Annotated in this window: 10 protein-coding genes; 8 read left to right on the forward strand and 2 right to left on the reverse strand. The window is 39.3% G+C overall.

All coding sequences use genetic code 11. The features are described from left to right. Positions 1-12 precede the first annotated feature (12 nt). A complete protein-coding gene (locus CHI06_RS02485) occupies positions 13-630 on the reverse strand; it encodes a GyrI-like domain-containing protein (RefSeq protein WP_095246838.1) in 618 nt (205 codons plus the stop codon). 609 nt (positions 631-1,239) lie between these two features. Between CHI06_RS02485 and CHI06_RS02490 the strand changes: the two genes are divergently transcribed. From CHI06_RS02490 to CHI06_RS02520, 7 genes are all read left to right on the forward strand, one after another. Then, on the forward strand, positions 1,240-2,604 hold the full coding sequence (locus tag CHI06_RS02490; protein ID WP_373558126.1) for an NAD(P)-dependent oxidoreductase: 1,365 nt from the start codon (positions 1,240-1,242) through the stop codon (positions 2,602-2,604). Between the two features lie 78 nt (positions 2,605-2,682). Continuing rightward, positions 2,683-3,969, forward strand: a complete 1,287-nt coding sequence (preA, locus tag CHI06_RS02495) for an NAD-dependent dihydropyrimidine dehydrogenase subunit PreA (RefSeq protein ID WP_095246839.1) — start codon at positions 2,683-2,685, stop codon at positions 3,967-3,969. Positions 3,970-3,984: 15 nt separating this feature from the next. Beyond that, positions 3,985-5,403: a dihydropyrimidinase gene (hydA, locus tag CHI06_RS02500; RefSeq protein WP_095246840.1), complete on the forward strand. Its 1,419-nt coding sequence runs from the start codon at positions 3,985-3,987 to the stop codon at positions 5,401-5,403. A gap of 160 nt (positions 5,404-5,563) precedes the next feature. Further along, on the forward strand, positions 5,564-7,033 hold the full coding sequence (locus CHI06_RS02505; protein WP_095246841.1) for an NCS1 family transporter: 1,470 nt from the start codon (positions 5,564-5,566) through the stop codon (positions 7,031-7,033). Positions 7,034-7,062: 29 nt separating this feature from the next. Then, positions 7,063-7,281, forward strand: a complete 219-nt coding sequence (locus CHI06_RS02510; RefSeq protein WP_095246842.1) for a hypothetical protein — start codon at positions 7,063-7,065, stop codon at positions 7,279-7,281. A gap of 30 nt (positions 7,282-7,311) precedes the next feature. Then, positions 7,312-8,778: a CoA-acylating methylmalonate-semialdehyde dehydrogenase gene (locus CHI06_RS02515; protein WP_095246843.1), complete on the forward strand. Its 1,467-nt coding sequence runs from the start codon at positions 7,312-7,314 to the stop codon at positions 8,776-8,778. A 17-nt stretch (positions 8,779-8,795) separates the two neighbouring features. Further along, on the forward strand, positions 8,796-10,151 hold the full coding sequence (locus CHI06_RS02520) for an aspartate aminotransferase family protein (protein ID WP_095246844.1): 1,356 nt from the start codon (positions 8,796-8,798) through the stop codon (positions 10,149-10,151). Positions 10,152-10,208: 57 nt separating this feature from the next. Here CHI06_RS02520 and CHI06_RS02525 read toward each other — a convergent pair whose 3' ends face one another. After that, positions 10,209-10,526 carry a hypothetical protein gene (locus CHI06_RS02525; protein WP_095246845.1) on the reverse strand — a complete coding sequence of 106 codons (318 nt, stop codon included), beginning with the start codon at positions 10,524-10,526 and terminating at the stop codon, positions 10,209-10,211. 341 nt (positions 10,527-10,867) lie between these two features. Between CHI06_RS02525 and CHI06_RS02530 the strand changes: the two genes are divergently transcribed. After that, positions 10,868-13,117 carry a DEAD/DEAH box helicase gene (locus tag CHI06_RS02530; RefSeq protein WP_095246846.1) on the forward strand — a complete coding sequence of 750 codons (2,250 nt, stop codon included), beginning with the start codon at positions 10,868-10,870 and terminating at the stop codon, positions 13,115-13,117. Positions 13,118-13,470: the final 353 nt, after the last annotated feature.

Consider the following 13,470-nt stretch of genomic DNA (forward strand, 5'->3'; position numbering starts at 1 on the left):
ATAATCCATACGTTACTTTGCCTTAAATCTAAGTACTGTTTTTAATTTTGTTGCTTCAGTTTTTCTTGGGTCACTTATGTATATTTCACGATGCCTTTTGTCTGTACGGGTTATATTATTGGCAGAACAAAAGTCATGCATTTTTGAAAATGTTTCAGGTTCACTGTCATAATCTCCTATGTGCATACATTGGACACATAAGCCCTCTTCAATTTCTTCAAACTTAGCAGATAATAACAAGTCCTCTGAGATTTTTTTTGCAGTTAATTCTTTCGCCATTGAAAATAAATCATCTGACACAAAATCTGGCTGTCGAATCATTAGTTTATAAACCAACCTGTCTTTGTCTAGCTGTTTTAATTGTCTTCCAACTTCATCCAAGTCCCAAACACCCTCTAAAGGAAAAACAGTATATTCATAATAACCCTCGGGGGTTGTTCCTTTTTTCGGGAGCATTCGTATTGCATAAGATAATGCATATAAAGCCTCAACACTTTCCTTAAAAGCTTCGCTATTAGGATTTCCTTTTCCCATTAATGTAAAGTATTTCAACGGTGGTACAACAATCTTAGTTGGTTTGGCAGAAGGCAGGTATAGTTCTTTTTCTTTTTTCCGCCATTCATATTTCATGGAACATCATCCTTTGTTTATTCATGTATTGAATATGGTATATTTTACAATTATAGTTCAAATAGCAGGATAAACAAAGTGAATGTTGGGGAGGAGAAATTACCCTCTGCTAGTTTTTGGTGCAACTTTAATAATTGTTCATATACAAAAACATTCGGCAAATAATTTGCGAATGTCGAGAACTTATTTGGAAAAAAAACTGTGGTTGGTTGAAAATCTACTTACACATTAACTTCAATTTTCCTTTATAATCATTGAGTTTAAGTTATTTTTAAAAAAGCCAATTACCTCAAATATATTCATAATAAGTTCGATGGAATTTTACAAAATTTTTTGTTCATTTGTGATAAATTGGTAAAAGGTTAACAATGGTACAAGAATATCTTTCATTTATCTACTACATAAATCATCGATTTTTCCCTTCAAATCATCATCAAATACTATGGATTCGCATAAATGTTAAATAGAATCTAGTTCACATACTGGATAGTAGAATACAAGCACTATTTTACAGATTGTATGATGTAATGAATTTTTTGCTTCCTGTAAAATGAAAACTAGATGCAGAATTTTCAGTAAATTAACTTTTGAATAAAGGAGGGTTTTTTATTGGAAAAAATACAGCGGATCTCCAATACCAATCTGGAATTAAACTTTCAGGAAGTAGAACGTCCTCTTTCACATCAAGAAGCGTTGGAAGAATCTAATCGCTGCCTGTATTGCTATGATGCACCTTGTATTAAGGCCTGTCCGACAGGCATTGATATTCCCACTTTTATAAAAAAAATTACGACAGGAAATTTACTCGGTTCTGCCAAAACTATTATGACTTCCAATCCAGTTGGTGCGAGCTGCGCTAGGGTGTGTCCAACGGAGGAGCTGTGTGAAGGGGCATGTGTCTTAAACCATTCCACAAAACCAATTATGATTGGAAACCTTCAGAGATATGCTACAGATTGGGCTATTAAAAATGAACAAACCCTTTTTCAACCTGGAACAGCTAATGGTAAATCTGTTGCTGTTGTTGGCGGTGGACCAGCAGGACTTTCAGTCGCTCGGGAATTAGCCAGATTTGGATATGAAGTGACGATATTTGAAGCTGCAGAAAAAGCTGGCGGTTTAAATACTTATGGAATTGTCTCATTCAGGCTTCCACAGGCAATATCTTATTGGGAAGTAGAACAAGTTGAAAAGCTGAATGTCACAATCAAAACAAACACAAGGGTTGGAAAGGATATTTCCATAAAGGACCTACTTGAAAAATTCGATTGCATTGTGTTAGCGGTGGGGATGGCACATGTACCTGACTTAGGTATTGAAGGTGAAGACCTAGAAGGAGTCTACGATGCCATTGAGTTTGTAAAGAAAACAAAAAGTGGAAGATTATCGAATGATTTTGTCGGAAAGCAAGCCGTTGTCATCGGTGCAGGAAATACCGCAATAGATGGTGCAACCTGTTCTGTACGTTTAGGTGCAGAACATGTAAAAATCCTATATCGTCGAACAAAGGAAGAAATGACTGCCTATGATTTTGAATATGAATTTGCCAAACAAGACGGGGTTGAATTTCGCTGGTTAACAGCACCGAAGAGAATTATAGGAGATGGAAATGGAAAAGTGACAGGGATTGAATGTTTAAAAATGAAGCTTGGTGAACCAGACCAAGACGGACGAAGAAGACCTCATCCTGTTGAAGGCTCTGAATATGTCATACCGGCAGACGTAGTCATCAAAGCAATCGGACAAACAAGGCATTTGGAACTAATTAAAGGCTTTGGACTAGAACATGATAGTGGTGTGGTATATGTAAATAAAGAAACCTATCAAACTTCTAATCCTAAAATATATGCTTGCGGTGATGTTGTTTTTGGAAAAGGCAAAGGGGACGCCATGGTTGTTACCGCAGCTCAACAAGGAAAACTAGCTGCCTTTAGCATTCATAAGCAATTTACGGCAGTGGAAACAGCAAAGTAAATGACCAAATAAAAAGATATAAATATGTAAGCGCTTTCCGATATTAAAGCATTTCTATTTTAAAGGGGTGAATTCAATATGGCTGATTTGAGTATTAATCTCGCAGGGATAAAATCCCCCAACCCATTTTGGCTAGCTTCAGCACCCCCTACCAATTCAGGGTATCAGGTTCAGAGAGCCTTTGAAGCAGGTTGGGGCGGGGCAGTTTGGAAAACATTAGGTGACCCAATTTTGAATGTTTCCTCTAGGTTTGCAGCCATAAGTTTTAACGGACAACGGGTGGCGGGGTTCAATAATATTGAATTGATAACCGACCGGCCCTTAGATGTGAATTTAAAAGAAATCTATGAAACAAAAAAAAGATTTCCTAACCATGCGATTATCGCATCCTTAATGATGGAGCCAAAGCAAGAAAAGTGGCACGAATTAGTTAAGCGTGTAGAAGATGTCGGAGTTGACGGTCTCGAATTAAACTTTGGCTGTCCGCATGGTATGGCTGAACGTGGAATGGGTTCTGCTTCTGGTCAAGTACCAGCACTTGTAGAACGTCAGACCTATTGGGTAAAAGAGGTGGCAAAAACACCTGTTATCGTAAAATTAACACCAAACATTACGGATATTACAGCTACGGCTGAAGCAGCATGCAATGGTGGTGCGGATGCCATTAGTATGATAAACACGATTAATAGTTTGATGGGGGTAGACCTTGATACATGGAATACCATCCCTCATGTTGCAGGAAAGGGGGCACATGGAGGCTATTGTGGTCCTGCAGTTAAACCGATTGCTCTTAATATGGTGGCGGAATGTGCACGTCATGCAAATATAAACGTCCCAATATCAGGAATTGGAGGGATCTCCAACTGGCAGGATGCCGTTGAGTTCATGTTAATGGGTGCTGCAGGTGTGCAAATTTGTACCGCTGCCATGCACCACGGATTCCGTATTGTCGAGGACATGATTGAAGGACTTAGTCATTACTTAGATAGTAAGGGGATAAAGTCGGTATCTGAAATCATTGGAAAAACTCTTCCAAGGTATTCGGATTGGGGAAATTTAGATCTTAACTATAATATTGTCGCAAAAATCAATACGGATGTTTGTATCAACTGTAATAAGTGCCATATTGCCTGTGAGGATACATCCCATCAATGTATCGATAGGTTAACTGACGAGAACGGTAGAAGTTATCTAAAAGTTAGAGAAGAAGATTGTGTTGGCTGTAATTTATGTTCCATTGTCTGCCCGGTAGACGGGGCAATCGATATGGTCGAAGTGGCGAATGAAATACCGCCGATGACATGGAACGAAAGACAGTCAGCCTTGAGTCTTGCAACAGAATGCAAGATTGATAGTAACAAATGAGAAGGGAGAAATCGTATGAACAAGTTGATAAAAAATGGAACGATTGTAACAGCAGCAGATACCTTTACGGCAGAAATTTTAATAGAAGAAGGAAAAATCTCTCAAATTGGCAACAATCTTTCAGCAAATGGCGCTGAAGTTATCGACGCAAAGGGCTGTCTCATTTTTCCTGGGGGCATTGACCCGCATACCCATTTAGATATGCCTTTTGGAGGAACCGTGACAAAGGATGATTTCGAAACAGGCACCATTGCTGCAGCTTTTGGCGGGACGACAACGATAATCGATTTTTGCTTAACAAGTAAAGGTGACTCGTTAAAAAATGCAATTCAAACCTGGCATGCAAAATCTAAAGAAAAAGCTGTCATAGATTATGGTTTTCATTTAATGATATCGGAAATCAATGAGAATGTATTGAATGAACTTCCTTATGTGATTAACGAAGAAGGTATCACCTCTTTCAAGGTGTTTATGGCTTACAAAAACGTTCTCCAAGCAGATGATGAAACGCTTTTCCGAACGCTTGTCTCTGCAAAGGAACATGGAGCACTTGTCATGGTTCATGCGGAAAATGGGGATGTAATCGATTATTTAACGAAAAAGGCAGTCGCAGAAGGAAATAGAACCCCAATTTATCACGCTTTAACAAGACCACCAGAATTAGAGGGAGAAGCAACAGGACGAGCTGCAAAACTGACTGGGCTGGCAAACTCGCAATTATATGTGGTTCACGTATCTTGTGCAGATGCGGTTGAAAAAATTGCCGAAGCACGGAGTAAGGGCTTTGATGTTTGGGGTGAGACCTGCCCACAGTATTTAGTTCTTGATCAAAGTTACCTAGAAAGACCGAATTTTGAAGGTGCCAAATATGTCTGGTCGCCTCCGTTACGAGAGAAATGGAATCAAGAAGTACTGTGGAATGCGTTAAAAAGCGGTCAACTTCAAACACTTGGATCTGATCAATGCTCGTTTGATTTTAAAGGACAAAAGGATTTAGGAAGGGATGATTTTACTAAGATTCCAAATGGCGGGCCAATTATTGAAGACCGTCTATCTATATTATTCTCTGAGGGGGTGAGAAAGGGACGTATAAGTCTTAATCAGTTTGTTGATCTTACATCCACAAGAGCCGCAAAGTTATTTGGCATATATCCGAAAAAAGGCAGTATTGCAATTGGGTCTGATGCTGATATTGTCATTTTTGATCCACAGGTAGAGCGTGTCATTTCCGCTGAAACTCATCATATGGCAGTCGATTATAATGCCTTTGAAGGAATGAAAGTCATGGGAGAGCCCGTTTCCGTTTTATCTCGAGGTGAATTTGTCGTTCGTGATAAGCAGTTTGTAGGAAAACCAGGTACCGGACAGTATTTAAAGAGAGCCAAATACAATGGGTATACTCCAATAAACCAAAATGAAACCTTATCCATTTAGCAGCATTATATAGAATATTATTTTCTCCATTCATTGTTGAACGACTCCTGCAATTGCTTGCTTGTGCAGGCAATTGCACTTTAAAACCTCTATTGGAAAGTCGGTATTTGAATTTAAATGGTTAAATTCTTTTATCTTAAACCGAATAAGGAGTGTTCATATGAAAAAAAGCCACCTAAAGTCTTCAGACTTATTACCCATTCAACAAAAAGATAGGAAAATCACAAAGCTTGGTTATTCGTTTATGTGGGTCGGAATGGTAGTTGTCCTCGCCACCTTTGCCATTGGAGGTGCAGGTGTACAAAGTTTATCATTGCCACTTGTTATTCTAGCAACCATTATTGGATCCCTTGCGATTGGATTCTTTATATCCTTAATCGCTGATATTGGTATCGAACATGGTTTGTCATTTCCTGTGTATATGAGAGCGCCATTTGGAACGATTGGTACTCATATTCCTTCGATAACTAGAGGTGTAACAGCATCTGCTTGGTTTGGGATCAATACCTATTTTGGTGCGACAGCAATGAATGGGATTTTAAATATATTATTTGGTTTTGATAATTGGTTTGTTTGCTTCATTATTTTTGCAATTGTTCAGTTGATTAATACCGCTTTAGGAATCAAATCAATTGAACGATTTGCGGATTTAGCAGCTCCAATCATTATCTTAATCTCTATTTGGATGTATTCCTCCTTATCTGACCAAGCGCAGGCTGCTGGCAGAGACGTTTGGAGCTGGGTAGAATCGCCTGTCACTGGTGGCGCTGCGTTTACAGCTTTTATGGTGGTTATTTTTAGTAACATGGGCTTCTGGGCAACCTTGAGTGCCGATATTCCATCGATTTCACGCTTTATGAAGGCTCCAGTAAATGAAAAGAACTGGTTTAAGAGAAATAAAAATTCATTAATTGGTAATCTTGTTGCCATGCCATTAACACAAACCTTCATGATTATCATTGGTGCTGTATCTTACATTGCTGTATTAAATGCAGACCCAGTGGTGGCCCTGCAAGATTCAGCAAGTGGAATAATCCTTGCTGTATTACTTCTAATGATTGTCTTAGCACAGTGGTCAACAAATACTGCTGCAAATGTTGTACCGGCAGCAACTATTTTCTCCAATGTTGGGGGACCAAAGTTTCCATTTTGGGCAGGTGTTATTACAGCAGGTATTGTAGGAACAATCGTTCAACCTTGGGAGTTATTCGGTGTTATTATCCCTATTCTTCTAATCGTTGGCGGTATATTGTCTGCAATCGTTGGAATTCTCTTTGCTGATTATTATTTAATCCGCAAAAGACGAGTGAATGTTCCAGAGTTATACGAAGACCAAGGTCAATTTAGATATTGGGGCGGCGTGAATCTTGCAGGGTTTATTGCTTGGATCATTGGCGGTTATATCTCCTATTTATTCCCGGCGTATGGTTTCTTGGTAGGGTTCGTACTTGGAGCGGCTATATATTATGTGCTTGCAAAGTACTGGTGGTTTAAGAAGTATCAACAGGCTGAACTGGAGGATCCGAGTGATGCAAAATATCTTGGAATCTCAGTTGGTCGTGATTGGGTCATTGAAGAAGAATATGTGACAGTAATAGAGGAAGCACCTGCCAATTTAAATTTCGAATAACGAAAATTTCTTATTTGTAGGAGGGTCCAATGTCGGATTATCAACAATATCTTAATGAAAGAGATAAGCTCGATTTTTTCATTCAGAAGGGTTTTCGAATTAATGCTGTCCATGAGCATTTAGATGGTGCTTCTGTTGAGTTTTACCATCCAACAAGTAAGGAAAAAGAAACATTGATTATTGGAACCGCAAATGCAAGAAAGTATTTTTCGAGTTTACTCATTAAACAAAATTTGGGGATAAAGTGATTTATTTTGATTATCAATGGAGGAGAACAAATGAGCGTGACAAAAAAAGATACAACCGTACTACAGAATTTTATTAATGGTGCATGGGTAAGTTCAAGCAGTAATCAGACCCTTAATGTGCCAAATCCAGCAACCAATGAATTACTTACAAAAGTTCCTGTTTCTACGAGAGAAGATGTGAACTCAGCAGTAGCAGCTGCAAAAGAAGCCTTTAACAAGTGGAAGAAGGTTCCAGTTCCGAAACGAGCACGGATACTCTTTAAATATCACAGTTTATTAAGTGATAACCATGAAGCGCTAGCAAAATTAATCGTCCTAGAAAATGGTAAGGCCTACAAAGAGGCTCATGGAGAAGTTCAACGTGGAATTGAGTGTGTAGAGTTTGCTTCAGGTGCACCTACTCTGATGATGGGGGAAACCTTATCAGGTATTGCAGAGGAAATTGATTCCGAAATGTTCCGTTATCCATTAGGGGTTGTCGGAGGAATCACTCCGTTTAACTTTCCAATGATGGTTCCACTTTGGATGTTCCCATTAGCTATTGCTTGCGGAAATACCTTTGTATTAAAGCCATCTGAGCGTACACCGATATTGGCAAATAGACTAGCAGAGCTGTTTTCTGAGGCTGGTGCCCCTCCTGGAGTATTGAATGTGGTCCATGGTGCTCATGATGTCGTAAATGGATTACTTGACCATGAAGACATTGCTGCGATCTCGTTTGTTGGTTCCCAGCCGGTTGCGAAGTATGTATATGAACGGGCAGCCGCCAAGGGAAAAAGGGTTCAAGCCCTCTCCGGAGCCAAAAATCATCATATTGTGATGCCTGATGCCGATATGGATAAGGCGGTCCAGCATATTATCTCTTCAACGTTTGGAAGTGCTGGGCAACGCTGTATGGCTTGCAGTGCGGTGGTGGTTGTCGGGGACAATGAACCATTCGTTAAGGCTTTAACGAAAAAGGCAGATGAGTTGATTATCGGAAACGGGATGGATGACGAGGTGCTATTAACTCCCATTATTAGAAAGGAACATCGTGATAAGGTACTCGGATATATAGAAAAAGGTGTGCTTGAGGGTGCTGATTTAATTCGTGATGGCCGCAGAGAAATGAGTGACCATTCGGAAGGGAATTTCTTAGGACCAACCATTTTCGATCATGTTACTCCAGAAATGACCATTGCCAAGGATGAAATATTTGCCCCTGTTTTAAGTTTACTGCGAGCTAGTGACTTAGACGAGGGATTGGAGTATATACGTAAATCGAGATATGGAAATGGAGCGACGATTTATACAAATAATGCAAAAGCAATCCGGCAATTCCGTGAAGAAGCGGATGCGGGAATGTTAGGTATCAACGTTGGTGTTCCTGCGACAATGGCGTTCTTTCCCTTCTCCGGCTGGAAGGATTCCTTTTATGGTGATCTCCATGTGAATGGGAAAGACGGTTTAAACTTTTATACACGTAAAAAAATGATAACATCACGGTTTGATTCTTAGAAAAGGAGGGATTGAAAATGGTTCAGACAGGTCGTCCACATGAAGAATTACTTGCGCAGGATGATAAATATTTATGGCATTCTATGAAGCCTTATAATCCGAATGCAACCATTGTGGCTACTAAGGCTGAGGGGTCTTGGGTAAGTGATGCGGATGGGAAGCGATATTTAGATGCAATGGCTGGACTATGGTGCGTGAATGTAGGCTATGGAAGAACAGAGCTTGCCGATGCAGCATATGAACAACTTAAGGAAATGGCATATTTTCCACTTACTCAAAGCCATATCCCAGCCATAAAGCTTGCTGAAAAGTTAAATGAAATGCTAGGTGATGAATATGTCATCTTTTTCTCAAACAGCGGTTCTGAAGCCAATGAAACGGCCTTTAAAATCGTCCGTCAATATCATCAGCAAAAAGGGGATTTTAACCGTTACAAAATACTTTCTCGCTATCGTGCCTATCACGGGAATTCGATGGGAGCTTTGGCCGCAACAGGTCAGGCGCAAAGAAAGTATAAATACGAGCCGTTAGCTCCTGGTTTTATTCATGTAGCTCCACCTGATTCATATCGGGACGATACGAATGTTAAAGATCCTTTAGAACTTTCATCGGTAAAAGAAATCGACCGGACAATGACATGGGAACTGAGCGAAACGATAGCCGCAATGATAATGGAACCAATCATTACCGGTGGTGGAATCTTAGTTCCACCTGATGGCTACATGAAGGCAGCCAAACAGGTTTGTGAAAAACACGGTGCTCTTTTAATTGTAGATGAAGTAATCTGTGGGTTTGGTCGTACTGGAAAGCCATTTGGTTTTATGAACTATGATGTTAAGCCTGACATCATCACAATGGCTAAAGGAATTACAAGTGCATATTTACCGCTTTCAGCTACAGCGGTTCGGAAAGAAATTTATGAGGCCTTTAAGGGTACAGAAGAATATGATTACTTTCGTCACGTTAACACCTTTGGCGGTAATCCAGCGGCTTGTGCGTTAGCATTAAAGAACCTAGAGATTATGGAAAAAGAAAACTTATTTGACCGTTCTCGTAATCTGGGGACCCAGGTAGTAAATGAGTTAACAAATCTTCTTCAAAATCATCCATTTGTCGGTGATGTCCGCGGAAAAGGATTGTTGGTCGGAATTGAATTAGTGAAGGATAAGAAGACAAAGGAACCTTTAGATGTAACACTGGTTAATCAAGTGATTGCTTTCTGTAAGCAGGAAGGGTTATTAATTGGTAAAAATGGTGCCACTGTTGCCGGGTACAATAATGTATTAACGTTATCACCGCCATTAAATATCGAGCAGGAAGATATTAATTTCATCATCAAAACGGTTAGTAATTCAATAAACAAAATAAAATAACTGCATTAAAAAGTCCTAGGTGTTGGAGAACACCTAGGACTTTTTTGGACTATCAAGCTATTTAATTACAATTGGAATTCTTCCATTTATTAAAAATGCATCGCTCAAATGATGGCGGTACTCTATCTGACCAAAAGAGCTAATAGGCCGGTTTGATCTTATCAGCACATCAATTCGTTGAGCAGTTGACATTTCAATCGGTTTCCCGGCAGGTACTGTATAGGGGTGATTGTAACGCCCAAAAGGGGGAACACCCAGAGACCGTCCGTCAATCGCGATAACGACCACTTCAACAGGGAAGGTAACCTTTACTTTTGTATAAGCAGCACATAATAGACGGATTAGAATGGTCTGATTTCTTCTTGCGTTTACCATTCAACCCAGTCCTACTGGTACTAAATAACTATTCATTTAACACATTGATAATTCCTTTCTTTCCCAACTGGTTGCGGCAATATTTTTATCGAGGATTTTTTTATAAATATGACAAAATCCTCGCTTAATTGAATCTTTTAATAGGTAAAAAGACTTAATAGAAAACGATATGTATTTGATACTGATTTTAATACGAACATATTTTAGAAATGAGTAAAATTAATGTCGGAATTTTTTTGATCAGGAATAACGTTTTATTTTTGCATCGTAAACATGCTATAGTTGATTCACCATTTAAGGTTATATATTATAAGAAGCATTTTTATTAGAAGGATGAGAAAATGACGAAGACTGTTCTGAATATTAAAGAGTGGCAGCAGGCATTACAATATGAAATTATCTACTTAAAAAAATATGGCAGTAACAAATACAGAGTAACGAGTGGCAGATTATTATCTAATGATGGTACGTTTAGTTATTATTTCGATACTGCTTTTTCATTAAAAATTCCAGTTGGTGCTTCCATCACACTTGTATGGGGAGGAATAAAGCAAGGTGGACGAGTCCTTTCATCCGAGGGGAAGGGAATAATTGTTCAATTAGAGCAATCGCTAGGTGATTTAATCCCGGAAGCGTCTATCTATCATGATCCTTGGGAGCTGCTTGAACAGCTCATTGAACGGTTAGATGAAATAAACAAAAGCAAGCCAAAAAGAGTAAGAGTCAATCGATTAATGAACCCTTCGATGCCCGCAAAGCATCCCAAAGAAAAGATAAAAAGCAATGTTCATGAATTGGTCTTGCGTTCAAAGTACAACCCCGTCACTTTTGTATGGGGCCCCCCTGGGACTGGTAAAACGTATACATTAGCACGAGTTGCTGCTAATAAATATTTCCAAGATAAAACAGTCCTTATTCTTTCACACAGTAACCAAGCCGTTGACGTATTAATTAGAGAAATTTCAGGCTTTATAAAAAAGAAAGGCCGCTTTCGAGAAGGTGACGTGCTTCGTTACGGATATAATACGGGCGTTGCAGAGGACAGCAAAGAAGCACTTACGACTAGTCAGCTTCTTAAGAAGCAAGAACACAGTCTTGTTGAGGATAAAGATGCTTTAGTGGAAGAACGGAAAAATTTAAAACAAGATATATCACGGTCCTTTAGTAAACGAGACTCTAATCAGTTATTGGAGCTTGAGAAAAAGCTTGCAAGAGTGCTGGAAAAAATCCGCCAAAAAGAAATAGAGTTTGTTAAGGATGCATTGGTTGTGGGTTCGACGCTGGCCAAAGCTGCTAGTGATTCCGCTATTTATGGCAGGGAATTTGACGTTGTCATACTCGATGAAGCAAGTATGGCCTACGTACCACAGGCTGCTTTTGCTGCTGCACTTGGTAAAAGAGTAATCATTTGCGGAGATTTTAAACAATTACCACCCATTGCCTCAGGAAGGGACTCCCTTGTAACAAAATGGTTAAAAGAGGATGTTTTTCATCGAGCGGGTGTGGTGGAGTGGGTAGAGGCTGGAAAACTCCATCCACACTTATTTTTACTAAAAGAACAGCGGAGGATGCACCCGGATATCTCGTCTTTTACCAATCAATACATTTATCATTCCCTTGTTGGTGACCATGAAAGTGTCCAAAGCAGTAGAGACCAGATAGTAGAAAAATGCCCTTTTCCAGGACGAGCATCAATCCTCTTAGATACAAGCTATATGGGTGCATTTTGTTTAACGGAAAAGAGCTCTAATTCTAGATCAAATATCTGGCAGGCGCTGATTTCTTTTCAATTAATTCATGAGTCTTACCTAGGCGGCGCAAGGTCCATAGGATATGTAACGCCCTACAGAGCACAAGCGAATTTAATGGACATGATACTACAGGATTTGTATCAGACAGAGGTGTTATCTGCAGATATTGTTTCTGCAACTGTTCACCGCTTTCAAGGCAGTGAGCGAGATGTTATGATTTTCGACACTGTCGATTCTAACCCACAGGAACGTGCGGGAATGCTTTTAACTGGAATAGACAGTGAACGCCTTATCAATGTAGCTATTACGAGAACAAAGGGAAAATTTATTCATGTTGGTAATATCGCTTTTATCCGTAAGCATGTCTATAATAGGAAAACGATTAGACAACTTGTTGAACATCAAGAAAAACATCGACAAAGTATTAGGACAAAGGAAATTGGCACTTGGATAAAAAATCAGCATCCTAAATTGCAGTGGATACATGCACTAAAACTAGAAAAGGTCCTCAAAGACATAGAAAATACCCGAACGTCAATTATTATTTCCTTACCAGTTAATATTGACTTACCTGAGTCATGGGTAAATGTTTTAGTTAAACGCCATCCGTCAGTAACGCTAACTGTTATTTCTGAAAAGTCCTGGCCAGAATTACAGCCAAATTCTTGGCAAGAGGAAGAATACACCTTCCCGTTTATCCTCATGGACCATCATATTCTCTGGCTTGGATTTCCATTGGGAAGAGGAAAAGTTCTACAGCCTCCCTATATCGCGGCAAGATTAAATTCAGAAAAGATATGTGATTATTTGATTGGACAGTTAGTAACAATTGACTTATAGACTAATGTGGAATAAAACTCAGATGAAATTTAAATATTCAAAAAACACCCTTGACATTTCAGTCTTTTCTATAGATAATAAATAAAATTACAAATTGTTAATGGTATGGGAATAGTAAACTTGGAAACGTGAAAGAGAGTGAAACCCTAAGGCTGTAAGGTTTCTCACGGGAAAAAGATTGAACCTGCCCTGTTCACACCGCTTATGTAAACATAAGCCGTTTCCCTCGTTACGGAGTCAAGTGGATGCTAAAAGCATCAATGAAGGTGGTACCGCGGAAACGATTCTTCCGTCCTTTTTATAGGGACAGAAGAGTCGTTTTTTTTTATTTTTGGCTGTGTTAAAGGTAACTA

The sequence above is a fragment of the Bacillus sp. 7884-1 genome, from assembly GCF_002272245.1.
Taxonomy (GTDB): Bacteria; Bacillota; Bacilli; order Bacillales; family Cytobacillaceae; genus Neobacillus.